The organism is Derxia gummosa DSM 723 (assembly GCF_000482785.1).
Lineage (GTDB): Bacteria > Pseudomonadota > Gammaproteobacteria > Burkholderiales > Burkholderiaceae_E > Derxia > Derxia gummosa.
Genome location: NZ_KI519499.1, coordinates 1 through 14,189, shown reverse-complemented (window position 1 = coordinate 14,189; position 14,189 = coordinate 1). Strand labels below are relative to the sequence as shown.

Annotated in this window: 7 protein-coding genes; 3 read left to right on the top strand and 4 right to left on the bottom strand. The window is 69.3% G+C overall.

The features are described from left to right. Positions 1–192 precede the first annotated feature (192 nt). On the bottom strand, positions 193–2,118 hold the full coding sequence (locus tag H566_RS0117565) for a diguanylate cyclase (protein WP_028312464.1): 1,926 nt from the start codon (positions 2,116–2,118) through the stop codon (positions 193–195). Positions 2,119–2,274: 156 nt separating this feature from the next. Then, positions 2,275–2,694, bottom strand: coding sequence for a preQ(1) synthase (queF, locus tag H566_RS0117560; protein ID WP_028312463.1), 420 nt, complete (start codon positions 2,692–2,694; stop codon positions 2,275–2,277). A 282-nt stretch (positions 2,695–2,976) separates the two neighbouring features. Between queF and smc the strand changes: the two genes are divergently transcribed. From smc to H566_RS0117545, 3 genes are all read left to right on the top strand, one after another. Continuing rightward, a complete protein-coding gene (gene smc / locus H566_RS0117555) occupies positions 2,977–6,513 on the top strand; it encodes a chromosome segregation protein SMC (protein ID WP_028312462.1) in 3,537 nt (1,178 codons plus the stop codon). 17 nt (positions 6,514–6,530) lie between these two features. After that, positions 6,531–7,595 carry a cell division protein ZipA C-terminal FtsZ-binding domain-containing protein gene (locus tag H566_RS26035; RefSeq protein WP_051378932.1) on the top strand — a complete coding sequence of 355 codons (1,065 nt, stop codon included), beginning with the start codon at positions 6,531–6,533 and terminating at the stop codon, positions 7,593–7,595. A 115-nt stretch (positions 7,596–7,710) separates the two neighbouring features. Further along, entirely contained in the window at positions 7,711–8,808 is a 1,098-nt protein-coding gene (locus H566_RS0117545; protein WP_028312461.1) for a mechanosensitive ion channel family protein, read from the top strand. On the opposite strand, the gene H566_RS0117540 is transcribed toward H566_RS0117545, so the two are convergent. Both H566_RS0117540 and H566_RS26030 read right to left on the bottom strand, forming a co-directional pair. Then, positions 8,795–12,409, bottom strand: coding sequence for an ATP-binding protein (locus tag H566_RS0117540; protein WP_084545250.1), 3,615 nt, complete (start codon positions 12,407–12,409; stop codon positions 8,795–8,797). The two genes, H566_RS0117545 and H566_RS0117540, sit on opposite strands and share 14 nt — an antisense overlap. Beyond that, entirely contained in the window at positions 12,406–13,722 is a 1,317-nt protein-coding gene (locus H566_RS26030; protein WP_034412152.1) for a metallophosphoesterase family protein, read from the bottom strand. The genes H566_RS0117540 and H566_RS26030 overlap by 4 nt, the downstream gene beginning before the upstream one ends. Between the last annotated feature and the right edge of the window lie 467 nt (positions 13,723–14,189).

The window sequence follows — 14,189 nt, the reverse complement described above, 5'->3', positions numbered from 1 at the left end:
GATTCCCGAGCGTGACCCTCTGGTTACATCCCGTCGGGAGTTCGCGGCGGGCGCGTGATCTTCACGCCGCCGTGCCTCGGTCCTTCGAGGGCACAGGGCGAGCCGGGTGCGCCGACGGTGGTCGCGACGCAAGGCGCGAGGGGGGCGCGGACGGGCAGAGCAGCGAGGCTGGCCTGGCCGTCGGTTCAGGCTTCAGCCGGGCGTGGCCATCGGTTCGGGCGTGGTCGGCGCCGGCGAAGGGTGGACACGGTTGCGGCCCGCCGCCTTGGCCACGTAGAGCGCGGTATCGGCCTCGCTCAGCAGCTCGCTGGCCGAGCAGCGACCCGGCAGGCCGACGGCGACGCCGATGCTCATCGTGAGCTGACGGTCGTCGCACAGGCCGCGCGTGTCGAGCGCGGCCACCTGCAGGCGCAGTCGTTCGGCCACCTGGTGCGCGGCCGCGAGCCCGGTCTCGGGCAGCACGACGAGAAACTCCTCACCCCCCAGGCGGCCGAGCGCCATCGGCTCGCGCACGCCCGAGCGCAGCAGCAGCGCCAGCGTCTTGAGCACTTCGTCGCCCACCAGATGGCCCCAGCCGTCGTTGATGAGCTTGAAGTGGTCGATGTCGGCGATCAGCACCGAGCAGGGCTTGTCGGACGGCTTGCCGAGGATGCGGTCGAGCCTTTCAAGCACGGCGCGGCGGTTGGGCAGGCCGGTGAGTTCGTCGGTCATCGCCAGCAGCTGCATGCGCGCGGCCGAGCGGCGCAGCCGCAGCAGGATCGTGCCGAGCGTCGCGGCAAGGATGCCGGTGAGCACGATCGCCACCAGCTTGAAGCGGTTGGCGCGACGCTCCTGCTGGAGCGAGTTCTCGATCGCGGCGCGCTCGCGCAGCAGCAGCGCGTTTTCGTGCTCGCGCGATGCGGTGTCGTGTTCCACCTTGAGGATCGCGTAGCGCTGGTCGATCTGGCTGCGCAGCACGTTCTCGGTGATGGCCTTGGCGCGCAGCGTGTTCTCGTAGGCGGCCTGCCACTGGGCCAGCTCGGCATGGATCTGGGCCCGTGCCATGTGGGCGGTGGCGCGCGGGAACAGCGCGCCCGAGCGTTCAAGCTCGACCGTGGCGGCTTCAAGCGCGGTGAGCGCCTCGGCGGGCCGGTGCAGCGCCTGGAGCACGAGGCCGCGCTGCAACAGGATCTGGGCGTCGAGCCAGTTGTCGGGCGCCTTGCGCAGCTGGGCGGCGGCTTCGTCGAGCAAATCGAGCGCGCTGTCCGGCTGGTGGTCGGCGAGGCGCACGGCGGCCAGGCCGCGCAGCGCGTAGCCGACGATGCGGCTGTTGCCGACGCGCCGGCTCAGGTCGAGCGCGAGTTCGTATTCGCGCCGGGCGGCCGGCCAGTCGCCGGCGGCTTCCTTGACCCGGCCGAGGTTGTGGACGATGACCGCGTAGTCGCGCAGGCTCTTGTCGGGGTCCAGCCGGCGCAACAGGTTCTCGTAGGCGGCGGCGGCTTCGGTGTCGTCGCCGAGCCGGCTGTAGAGGTTGGCGATGCTATTGAGCGCATCGCCGGCGGCGCTCTGCCGGCCGACCGAGTCGAACAGCAGCAGCGAGCGCCGCAGATCGCCCATCGCGGCGGCGAGGTCGCCGTTGCGGCTGCGCAACTCGCCGCGACGCAGCAGGCTTTCGGCGGCGGCATCGGGGCGGTCATTGCGCTCGGCGATGGCGAGCGCGCGTTCGAACAGGCGCAGCGCGGCCGGCGTGTCGCCGGCGATCGAGCGCAGCTCACCTTCGCAGTTGAGCAGGTCGGCTTCGTAGGCGCGGCTGGTGGCGGCCTTGAGCGCCGCGCGGCCGGCGGCGAGCTGGCGTTCGGCGCCGGCCGCGTCGGTTTCGATGAGGGCGTCGCAGAGCACGACGCGGGCTCGGAGTTCGAGGTCGGCATCGGGCGCGGCGTCGAGCTTGCCGAGCGCTTCGAGCGCGAGGCCGCGCGCGACATCGGCGTCGGAGCGCAGGGCGTTGTCGGCACGGTCGAGCAGATCGCGGATGGCGTTGTCGCTGGCCGGCGCGGGCTGGACGATACCGATCAGGAGCGCGAGCGCGAGCCGTCGGCGCAGGGCGTGCAAGAACCTGGGCAGTCGCGTGTCGGGCGTCATGCGGTCAGGTCTCGCTGTCGGATGCTCTTGTCTGGGGGCTCGCGGATGGAACTGTCCGCGCCGCGCATTCTGACAGCGGCGTCCGGGCCGCATCCGGCCCGGAATGTTCAACTTTCCCGGATCGCGGAACGTCCGCTGTCCGGGCGATTCCGGGGCTCAGCCGCGCAGCGGGCTTTCGGGCTCGAAGCTCGCGAGGTCGACGCGCGGCGCCGGCTTCCAGCCCTTCTTGCGGTGCTCGACCACCACGTTGGTGTAGATGCCGCCGCGCACGTACCACTTGGCCGTCACGCGGATGAAGCGCGGATTGATGGCTTCGACGATGTCGTCGAGGATGGTGTTGGTCACCTTCTCGTGGAAGGCGCCTTCGTTGCGGTAGCTCCACATGTAGAGCTTGAGACCCTTCAGCTCGATGCACTTCTTGTCGGGAATGATGTCGAGCGTGAAGTGCGCGAAGTCGGGCTGGCCCGTGAGGGGGCACAGGCAGGTGAACTCCGGGATCTCCATGTGGATGTGGTAGTCCCGCTCCGCATTCGGGTTGGGGAAGACGGGAAGTTCCTTGGACGGCTTGGTCGACATGGCTGGAATACGACGCCACTAGGGCATGGGTGACGAGCGGTTCTGGCTCGTGGATGAACGGTTGCCGGCCATGCAGCGGCAGGCGCCGGCGGGTCGGCGATCCTAGCATCCGCCCTCGGGAGGCCCCCGGAGCGAGTGCTATGATCGCCCGGCTCTGGCGGCGGCCTTTCGCGGCCCTCCGCCCAGGCGGGCCGCATGCCGTAGCCCTGATTCGTGGCGTCACCGCGCAGGCCGCAAGGGCCCAGCCGCCGGTTCCCATCCTCCGAGCGAATACAGCAAAGCGTGCGTCTCACCCAGATCAAGCTCTCGGGCTTCAAGTCCTTCGTCGATCCGACTTCCTTCCAGGTTCCCGGCCAGCTCGTGGGCGTGGTGGGGCCGAACGGTTGCGGCAAGTCGAACATCATCGATGCCACGCGCTGGGTGCTCGGCGAGAGCAAGGCCAGCGAGCTGCGCGGTGAGTCGATGCAGGACGTGATCTTCAACGGCTCCACCCACCGCAAGCCAGCGGGGCGGGCATCGGTTGAACTGGTGTTCGACAACGCCGAGGGCAAGGCGGGCGGCCAGTGGAGCCAGTACGCCGAAATCAGCGTCAAGCGCACCCTCACGCGCGACGGCACCAGCACCTACTACATCAACAACCAGGCGGTGCGCCGACGCGACATCCAGGACATCTTCCTCGGCACGGGTCTCGGGCCACGGGCCTACGCCATCATCGGCCAGGGGATGATCAGCCGGATCATCGAGGCCAAGCCCGACGAACTGCGCGTGTTCCTCGAAGAGGCGGCCGGCGTGTCCAAGTACAAGGAGCGCCGCCGCGAGACCGAGAACCGCCTGCACGACACGCGCGAGAACCTGCTGCGCGTGGAGGACATCCTTCGCGAGCTGACGGTCAACGTCGAGAAGCTGCAAGGCCAGGCGGCGGTGGCCGAGAAGTTCAAGCGCATGAGCGCCGAGGCCGACGAAAAGCAGAAGCTGCTCTGGCTGCTGCGCCGGCGCGAGGCCGAGACGCTCCGGGCGCGCTGCATGCGCGAGATCGAGCAGGCGCAGATCACGCTCGATGCCCAGACCGCCGAGTTGCGCGCTGTCGAGGCGCGGGTCGAGAAGCTGCGGCAGTCGGAATACGACGCCACGCATCGCGTCGAGCAGGCCCAGGGCGAGCTGCTCCAGGTGGCGAGCGAGGTGTCGAAGCTGGAGGCGGAAATCCGCTTCGTCGGCGAGTCGCGCACGCGGTTGCGGCAGCAGATCGCGACGCTCGCGGCGCAGGTGCGGCAATGGGCCGAGCAGCGCGAGACGCTGTCCGAACAGCTCGACACCGCGCGAGAGCAGGCCGAGGAACTCGACGCCCGCGCCGCCGAAACCGAAGAGCGCGCAGCGATCGCCGGCGAGAACCTGCCCGCGCTCGAAGACGCGGTGCGCGACGGCCAGCAGCGCGTGGGCGATCTGCGTGCCGAGGCCATGGGCGTGCAGCAGCAGATCCAGCTCGAAAGCGCGCGCCAGCGCAGCTTGAGCCAGTCGCTGCAACAGCTCGCCGCGCGGCGCGAACGGCTCGATCAGGAAGCGCGCGGCCTGCAGAAGCCCGACGCCGACCGGCTCGAACGTGGCAGCGAACAGCTCGCGATGCTCGAAGCGCGGCAGGAAGAACTCGCCGCCCAGCTCGACGACGCCCAGGCCGCCGTGCCCGCCGCCGAGCAGGCACGCGCCGAGGCGCAACGCAGCGCCGGCGCCGAGAGCCAGAAGCAGCACCAGGTCGAGGCCCGTCTCGCCGCGCTGCGCAAGCTGCAGAACGACGTCCAGCATCGCGGCAAGCTGGAGCCGTGGCTGCGCAAGCACGGCCTCGCCGACATGCCCCGGCTGTGGCAGCGCATCGGCATCGACGCCGGCTGGGAAACCGCGCTCGAAGCGGCGTTGCGCGAGAAGGTGGCCGCGATCGAGGTCGGCGACATCGCGCGTGCAAAGGCTTTCACGGCCGATCCGCCGCCGGCCAAGCTGACCTTCCACATGGCCGGGCATATCGCGTCGGCGGGCGAGTCGCCGGCTGGTTTCAGGCCGCTGCTGGCGCTGGTGCGCGTGACCGATCCGGCGCTGCGCGCGCTGCTGGCCGAATGGCTGGCTGACGTGTTCGCGGCCGAGTCGATCGACGATGCGCTCGCGGCGCGCGAAAAGCTGCCTCTCGGCGGCATCTTCGTGACGCGCGCGGGCCATGCGGTCGGCCGCGCGAGCATCGCCTTTCATGCGGCGGACGACGAGCAAGCCGGCATGCTCGCGCGCCAGCATGAGATCGACGATCTGACCAAGGAATCGCGCGCCCAGACGATGATCGCCGAGGAGGCGCGCGCCAATGTCGCGCGTGCCGAGGCCGCGCTCACCGCCGCCAACCAGCACGCCGCCGACCTGCGCCAGAAGAGCCAGACGCTCACGCGCGACGCACATCAGCTCCAGCTCGAAGTGCTCAAGCTCCAGCAGGCCCAGCGCGACTACGAGCAGCGCTCGACGCGCATCGAAGGCGAGCTGGAAGAAATCGTCGCCCAGCAGGACGAGCAGCAGGCCGCGCTCGAAGCCTCGCAGGAAGCCTTCGAGCAGCTCGACGAGCGCCTGGCCGAAGCCCAGGGCAGGCACGAGGACGAGCAGCTCGCGCAGGAAGCGCGCGAGGCGAAGCTGGCCGACGCGCGCAACGCGCTGCGCGACCAGGAGCGCCAGTCGCAGGAAGCGCGCTTCGCCGCGCGCCAGCAGCGCGCCCGCATCGAGGAACTCGTGCGCAATGTCGCGCTCGCCGCCCAGCAGGCCGAACTCGCCGCGAAGCAGCGCGCCTCGCTCGAACTCGAACTCGCCGCCATCGCCGACGACACCGCGCACGACGCCTTGCAGGAAGCCCTTGCGCGCCGCGCCGACGCGGATGACCGCCTTGCCGAGCAGCGTGCCGAGCGCGACGCGCTGGCCGCGCAATTGCGCGCCGGCGAGGACGAGCGCAACCGCATCGAGCGCCAGCTCGACCCGGCGCGCGCCAAGATCATGGAGCTTCAGCTCAAGGAGCAGGCGGCGCGGCTCAACGTCGAGCAGTACGGCACGCAGCTGACCGAAGCCCAGGCCGACGAGGCCGCGCTCGGCGCGAAGCTCGACGCGCCTGACGCCGACTGGAAACCCGCCGTGATGCAGGGCGACATCACGCGGCTGCAAGGCCAGATCGCGGCGCTCGGCGCGGTCAACCTCGCTGCGCTCGACGAACTCAAGGCCGCCGAGGAGCGCAAGACCTTCCTCGACGCCCAGCAGACCGACCTCAACGAGGCCATCACCACGCTCGAAGACGCCATCCGCAAGATCGACCAGGAAACCCGGTCGTTGCTGAAAGGCACCTTCGATGACGTGAACAAGCATTTCGGGCGACTCTTTCCCGAGCTGTTCGGCGGCGGCGAGGCGCGCCTGATCATGACCGGCGAGGAAATCCTCGACGCCGGCGTGCAGGTCATGGCCCAGCCGCCGGGCAAGCGCAACTCCACCATCCACCTGCTGTCGGGTGGCGAAAAGGCCCTCACCGCGATCGCGCTGGTCTTCGCCATCTTCCAGCTCAACCCGGCCCCGTTCTGCCTGCTCGACGAAGTGGACGCTCCGCTCGACGACGCGAACACCGAGCGCTACGCGAACATGGTCAAGAAGATGTCGAGCGTCACCCAGTTCCTGTTCATCTCCCACAACAAGATCGCCATGGAGATGGCCGAGCAGCTCATCGGCGTGACGATGCAGGAGCAGGGTGTGTCGCGCATCGTCGCGGTCGACATCGAAGCGGCGGCCCGCATGGCCGGGGCCGAAGCGGCCGCCGCCTGAGAACGAGAAGAAGGCATATGACTGACTTGCAAATCTGGCTTGCCGCGGGCGGTGCCGTCGTCGTGGTGGCCGTCGTGGCCTACAACAAGTGGGTCGAATGGCGTGCGATGAAGCAGGCGCGCGAAGCCTTCGGCCAGACCGCCGATGCGCTGCTCACGCCTACCTCGCCGCGCGAGGCGCGCATCGAGCCGAGCATCGACGTGCCCGAGGCGCCCGAGCCCTTCGTCGACAGCGTGCTGGTGCCGGTCGAGGAGCCCGAGGCGGTCGAGTTCGACGACGAGGTCGAGGCCATCGTGAGCCTGAGCTTCGACGCGCCCATCGATGGCTCGCGCCTTGCCGCGTCCTTCGACGGACTGCGCGCCGGCACGAAATCCGTGCGCGTCGGCGCCACGCATGCCGAGAGCCATGCGCTCGAACTGCCGCGCGCCGGCCAGCCCTACAGCGGCGTGCATTGCGGCGTGCTGCTCGCCAATCGCGGCGGGCCGCTCACGGCGGTCGAGTTCAGCGAGTTCGCGACCGCCATCAACAACATCGGCCACGCGCTCGAAGCCCACATCGAACTGCCGGACATGGCCGACGTCCTGGCCCATGCGCGCGACCTCGACCAGCAATGCGCGGCGGTCGATGCGCAGATCGGCGTCAACCTCGTGAGTACCGGCGGCCCCTGGCCCGCACTGGACATCCTGCGCGTGGCGACCGAGGCCGGCTTCTCGGTGCGGCCGGACGGTCGGCTGCTCTACATCGAGGGCGTGCATGACGAGCTGTTCAGCATGCATGCGCTCGATGGTCAGGGCCGGCTCGTGTCGCTTGCGGGCGCGCCGCCCGAGGCGGCCAGCGGCGTGCTGACCTGCGTGCTCGACGTGCCGCGCGCGCCCGAGGTGGCCAAGCCCTTCGCGACGATGATCGACGTGGCGCGCGCGGTCGGTGCCCGGCTCGGCGCCGAGCTGGTCGACGACAACCGCCGTCCCGTCACCGATGCGGCGCTCGCCGGCATCGAAGTGCAGCTCGCGCCGCTCTACCAGCGCCTGCGCGACAGCGGCATCGAACCGGGTTCGCCGCGCGCGCGCCGCCTGTTCGACTGATCCGCAACAAGACCTTGCCCGAGCCCCGCCCACGGTAAACGCGGGTAAGGCGGCTGCGCCGGGCAGGGCGCGGCAGCCGACCATCTCCTTCCCGCAACAGGAAGGAGATGACGGCATGAGGGACCTCCTCGCCAGCAACGACTGGATGGATTTCGCGCTCGCGGGCGCCATCGCGCTCGGCGTGATGCTCGTGATCTATCTCGTCGGCGGACTGCTGCTGCGCCGGCTCGCGCGCTTCGCCGAGCACACCGCCACGCACTGGGACGACGCGCTCGTGGCCGTGCTGCGCGGCACGCGCTTTCCCTTCGTGCTCATCGTCGGCCTGATGGTGGGCGTGCAGTACCTCGAACTCAGTCCGACCGCGCGCACCGTGTTTGGCCGCGTGGCGGTGACGGTGCTCATCCTCCAGGCCGCGCTCTGGGCCAACGCGGCGCTGCGCCAGTGGTTGCACGGCTATGACGAGCGCCAGCGCGCCCAGCCCGGCGGCGGCGTGTCGTCGGCGCTGATCGGCTTCCTGGGTCGGGTGCTGCTGTGGTCGATGTTCCTGTTGCTCATCCTCGACAACCTGGGCGTGAACATCACGGCGCTCGTGGCCGGCCTGGGCGTGGGTGGCATCGCGATCGCGCTGGCGGTGCAGAACATCCTCGGCGACCTGTTCGCCTCGCTGTCGATCAGCATCGACAAGCCCTTCGTCATCGGCGACTTCATTGCGGTGGACGACTACCTCGGATCGGTGCAGCAGATCGGCATCAAGACGACGCGGCTCGCGAGCCTGAGCGGCGAGCAGATCGTGGTCGGCAACGCCGACCTGCTGAAGAGCCGCATCCGCAACTACAAGCGCATGCTCGAACGGCGCGTGGTGTTCAAGCTCGGTGTGGTCTTCGACACCGAGCCGGCCAAGGTGGAGCGCGCGGCGCATCTGCTGCGCGACATCGTGGGCGGGCGCCAGAACGTGAGGCTGGATCGCGCGCATTTCTCGGCGATCGGCGAGTCGGCGCTGGAGTTCGAGATCGTCTATTACGTGCTGAGTCCGGACTTCAACGCCTACATGGACATCCAGCAGGCGATCAACCTGGCCATCCTCGAAAGCTTCCGCGCCGAGGGCATCGCCTTTGCGTTTCCGACGCGGACGGTGCAGGTTCAGGGCTGGCCGCCGGCACCGGCGTCCCGGACGGCCGGCACGCCGGCTGCAAGCGCTTTCAATCCAGCCTGAGCAGCGAGATCGGCGCCGCGCCGTCCGCCGGCGCCAGTCCGCGGGCGATCGCGGCCAGATGGTCGTGATGGCTGAACACCAGCACCTGCCGGCGCCGCGCGAAGCGGCTGAGCGCGTCGAGGATGCGGGCGGCGCGACCGTCATCGGAGGTCATGAGCACATCGTCGAGCACGAGCGGCATGTCCTGCTCGGTGCGCAGGTCGAGCGCCGCCAGCCGCAGCGCGAGATAGAGCTGATCGGCTGTGCCTTCGCTCATCGCGTCGGGCGGGATGCGGGTGCCTCCGGCGGTCTCTGCCACGAGTGCGGGGCGCTCGTCGATCTCGTCGACGACGAGGCGGACGTACTTGCCGCCGGTCATGATCGAGAAGTAGGCCGATGCGGCCGCGACCATCGGCGCCTGGGCACGTTCACGGAAGCTGTCCATCGCGCGCGAGAGCAGTCCGTGGGCGAGCTTGAGCCGCAGCCAGGGCCGGACGGCGTCGCGCACGCGGGCTGCTTCGTGTTCCATGGCTTCTCGTTCGCGTGCGGCGCGGTCGCTGGCATCGATGGCCTGGAGCGCGTGAGTTGCGTCGCGCGCGGCCTGGATGGCGCGCACATGCTCGGCCTCGGCATGCTCGGTGGCCGCTGCAAGGGCTTGCAGCTTCGTGTCGAGTGCGGCGAGGTCGAGGCCGGCGATGCGTTCGCGCACGGCGTCCGGCGTGAGGCCGGGGGCGCTGCGGTCGAGGTCTGCGCGGGCGCGCGCGAGGGCCGCCTCTGCATCGCGGCGGCGCGCGGCCCGGTCTTCGAGCGCGGGCAAGTCGGCGGGATCGCTGCAACCGGCGGCGGCGCAGAGCACGGCGAGCGTGGCGCGCGCGGCGTCGGCATCGGCGAGGGCGCGATCCCGGGCGCGACGGGCCTGGCCGATCTGCTCGTCCAGCGTAGCGGCGCGGCCGACGGTATCGCGCGCGACCGCGAGCCGGCGGGCGAAGCCATTGGCACGATCGACGGGGTCTTGGTCGGCGGCGCGGTCAATGGACGCGCCGGGCGGCGCCGGCACGTCGTCCGGCGAGGTCGATCCGTCGGCGGGCGGCGCGGGCCGATGTGGCGGGCGGGCATCGAGGCGTCGGGCGAGCTGTTCCACCTCCTGGGCGAGCTGGTCGAGTTCGACCTGACGCTCGCGCAGGGTGAGCTTGGCGTCGCGATGCTTCTGGTCGAGCGCGACGACACGCGCCAGTTCATCGAGGCGCGGTGCGATGTCGGCGGGCGTGGCGTCGGCGGGCAGCAGCAGCCGGGTGTACCAGCCGGACAGGTGTGCGCGGTGGCGGTCCAGCCGGTCGGTGTCGGCGGCGATCTGACCTTCGAGACGCTCGAGCTGCTGGCGCAGGCCAGCGAGTTCGGCCTCGCGGCGCTCGTGCTGACGCGCGAGATCCTCGGCGGCTTGCAGGCGCTGCCGGGCTTCGGCGGCGAGGCGGGCGGTATCGGTCTGCGGCGGGTGGCCGAGCAGGCTGGCGAGGTTCTCGCCGGCGCTGCGTGCGTCGGCATCGAGCATGTCGAGCGCTGCCTGCTCACGCGCGATGTCCGCGCCGAGGGTGAGCGCGCGGGCGACGCCGGTCTGCCATTCGGCCAGGGCGTCAAAGTCGAGATCGGGGAGATGTGCGGCGGCGCGGGCAGCTTGCCAGTCGGCTCGCGCGATGCGGTCGGCGTCATCGTGTGCGGCCTGGTCGCGCGCGAGGTCGGCACGCGCCGCTTCGATCTGGCGGATCCGCAGCAGGCAGGTGGCGAGTCGGGTCGCGCGGGTGGCGTCGGCGTGCAGCGCATCGGCTTGGCGATCGGCTTCAACCATCAGCATGAAATAGCGGTCCGCGAGTCGCAGTGCATCGGCGTCAGGGGCGCGGCCGGGCAGCAGATGCTGTTGGCGCAGTTCGAGCCACAACCGGTCGCGCTCGGCGCGGGCGGCGTTGCGGCTAGCTTCGGTGACGGGCTGGCCGGTGGCGAGCAGGCTGGCTTCCTCGATGCGCAGGGCTGCGAGATCGGTGTCGAGCTTGGTGATGCGGTCGAGCAAGGCGCGGCGCTCGGCATCGCGGGCGGCACGGCTGTCCCTCAGCTCGGCTAACCGGGCGCGCGGTAGCGGGCGGGCAAGTGCGAGCGCGGTGAGCATGGCGAGCGGGTCGGAATCGGTGGCGGTGAGCGCGGTGTCGGTCGCGGTGAGCTCGCGAAGCAACGCGGCCAGTTCGGCGCGGTGGCAGGCGAGGGCGTCCCGTCGCGGCGCGGCGCGCGTGCTTGCTTGTTGTCTGTCGAGCAGATTGGCCAGGGCGGCTCCGAGCGCATCGAGTGCGACGAGGTCGGGCAGGACGATGGGCGCAAGGGCGGCGATCCGCTCGTGCAGCTGCTCGGCACCGGCGCCGGCCTCGCCGAGTCGTTCGGTGAGGCGCAGGGCGTCGGCCGCGTGATCCTGCAGGGCGCGTGCGTCGCGGTCCGACGGCAACGCGGCGACCACGACGTCAGTTGCCAGACCGGGCGCGATCCGCGTGGCGGCAAGCGCAAGGCGTTGCGCGGCATCGTCGGCATTGCCGGCGAAGCGGCGCAGGTCGAGCCGGTAGGCGCTGGCGCGCGCGGCGGCGGCAGCCAGTCGCTCGATCGGCTCGGCATGGGCGAGCACGTTGGCATCGGGATCGAGCGTAGCGCGCAAGGCCTCGGCTTCCGCGAGATCGGACGCAGCCTGGCGCATCGTGGCCTCGGCGGCGGCAAGGCCGGCTTCGGCCGCCATGCGGCGCGCGGTTGCCTCGGGTGCGAGGCGGGGCGCATCGATCAGGTCGGCGAGGGCGCGTTCGCAGGCGTCGAACTCGGCCAGCTGCGGAATCAACAGCTTGAGCAGTTCGGCTGCGGTCTGTTCCTCTCGTGCCCGGCCGGAGTCCTCGGCAGCAGCCTGTCGCCTGACTTCAGCCGCGCGGGCGGCGGCATCGAGCCGACTCCATTCGGCAGGCTTGACGGTGGCTTCCCTGACTGCCTTGCGCGCGGCATCCCAGGCCTTGAGCGCGGCATTTATCGTGGCGGTCTCGGCACGGCCGTGGGGATTGAAGTGGCGCTTGGCGTCGGCGTCGAGTGCCTCGATCAACTTGCGTACGCCACTGACACTGCCTGCGCTCGCGTCGAATAGCGCGGCGCCGACCTCGGCCTCGCCGGCGAGCAGCTGACGTCCGCCCGCCCGCAGGCGTGCGTGGTCCAGGCCGAACAGCTGTTCGAATTCCGTCCGCGTCAGTCCCGCGCCGAGCGCGCGTTCGACTTCGGGTGGCACGGCCAGATCGGGCAAGGCTTCGAGCGTGACCGGATCGGCGAGCTGGAGCGTCGCCTTGTTGCCCTTTCGGCGCAGCAGCGCCAGCGGTTTGCCGTCAGAGCCATCGAACACGCCCGCGATGCGCATCGACTTGTAGTCATGCACGAAATCGTCGCGGCTCTGGGCATGGATGCCGAAGCGCAGGTCGCCCATCGCCCGCAACGCGGACGACTTCCCGGCCTCGTTCGCGCCGGTCACGAGATGCACGCCTGTGCCGCGTGGACCGAAGTCCAGCGTCCGACGAGTGAAGGGCCCGAAGGCAAGCAGATGCAGGCTGCGTAACTTCATGCCTTCACCTCGTTGCCCAGGCGGGCGAGCAAGGTGTCCTCGGCTTCGAGCAGCAGTTCGCGCCAGAACGACGGGTCGCGGAAGGCAGCGCGCTCGGCCTCGGTCAGGAGGCCGGACGGGATGGACTTGTCGATCAAGGTTTCGATCAACGGGGCGAGGAGCCTGTCGAGCTCGGTCGAATCACCGGCGCTGCGGTCGATGGCGCGGACCAGTTCGCCGACGGCGTCGTCACGGCGCGCCTCGGCCGCGCGGTCGAAGGGGGCGCGCAGCGCGAGTTCGACCCGTTCAACCCAGACCTCGCCATTGTTCACGTCCTGGGCAGCTGCGCGGGCGGTGGCTGCCAGCGTGCCGGGCATGCGCGCCTCCTCGATGGCGAGTGTCGTCTGCCCCTCCAGGTGCAGTCGGACTGCATGCAGCCGATCCGGCGCGGAGGCAATCGTGGCTTCGAGCGCATCACGGATCCGGTTGCGCGCGACGGTGAGATCGTCACGCAGATCGTCGCCCGTCAGGCCTTGATCTGCGTGGGCGGCATCGGATCGGCTGGTCAGTTCGACGTTCACTACTGTCCAACGCACCACATCCAGCTCGACGAAGTCGCTGGAAACGCTGAAGTCGTCCGTCACCGTCACTAGCTCGCAGCCCTTCGGCCCGGTCTCGCGCGCATGGCGCCCCTGCAGATTGCCCGGGTAGACGATCCAAGGGTCGTCGCTCACACGCGCGTGCTGATGAATATGACCGAGCGCCCAATACTGGTAACCATGCTGGCGCAGAGCCTGCACGGTCGTGGGGGCGTAGGTGTCGTGATTGGCATCGCCGGCCAAACTCGTGTGCAGCACACCGATATTGAACAGACCGGGCCGAGGGGCCGGATAGCTCGGCACCAGATCCTCGGCCATCGCACGATCGGCAAAGCTGCGGCCGTGAATGGCCACCGGCAGTGACGGATGCAGCAGTGTCTGTGCTTTTCGTGAGTCGAACTCGTGCACACCTTCTGGCAAGGGTAATTCACGGGAAATAACGCTACGCGCGTCGTGATTGCCCTTGACGATGTAGCTGGATATGCCGGATTTGATCAATCGCGCGAGTTCACTGCGCAAATACAAGCCGGACTGGAAGTCGATCCAATCGCCGTCGTACAGATCGCCAGCCAGAACAAGAAAGTCGATACGGCTGTTGATGGCCATATCCACCAATCGATGGAAGGCCTCGCGACTCGCTGCTCGTAGCCTCTCTGTCGGTGCGCCTGAATAGCGGTTCAATCCGCGTAAAGGAGAGTCCAGGTGAAGATCGGCGGCGTGGATGAAGCGGAACATCGCGGTCTCGGAAGAAGTCAGGCAGGTGCTGAAGTGCCCTACTTACACGAAAGCCAAGTCCCGGTTGAGCGCCGTCTTATCCAATAAGACGGGACGCGAGTCAGTTCGAGGCTCGTGTATCGCCGCGTATGCACATCGTCTCAACGGATCTGAGAGCAGCCTTCTGATTAAGCGGATGCGAGGCTCGACACGAGCCTTCGCGCGTTGCGGAAAAGAAACAAAACGCTTCGTCGTGCCTTTGAATAGAACGCTCAATGCCTTCCAGCTTGCGCTGACGGCGCGAGTTGACTATAGTTGCTGGCTCACCTGTTGCTGAACACGACGGGTTGCCGGCGAGTCTGGCGGTGGCGAAAAGTTCAGCGAACGAAAGTTAAAAAACAGTTGACAGCGAGAAAACAGCAGTACATAATCTCGCTTCTCTGCTGATGACGGCGCAGCGCTAAACAAGGCGGCGCAGTCAAAAGCAG

Coding starts and splice junctions, on each gene's coding strand:
- queF (WP_028312463.1), bottom strand. CDS start 2,694: ATGTCGACCAAGCCGTCCAAGGAACTTCCCGTCTTCCCCAACCCGAAT.
- H566_RS0117565 (WP_028312464.1), bottom strand. CDS start 2,118: ATGACGCCCGACACGCGACTGCCCAGGTTCTTGCACGCCCTGCGCCGA.
- H566_RS0117540 (WP_084545250.1), bottom strand. CDS start 12,409: ATGAAGTTACGCAGCCTGCATCTGCTTGCCTTCGGGCCCTTCACTCGT.
- H566_RS26030 (WP_034412152.1), bottom strand. CDS start 13,722: ATGTTCCGCTTCATCCACGCCGCCGATCTTCACCTGGACTCTCCTTTA.
- H566_RS0117545 (WP_028312461.1), top strand. CDS start 7,711: ATGAGGGACCTCCTCGCCAGCAACGACTGGATGGATTTCGCGCTCGCG.
- H566_RS26035 (WP_051378932.1), top strand. CDS start 6,531: ATGACTGACTTGCAAATCTGGCTTGCCGCGGGCGGTGCCGTCGTCGTG.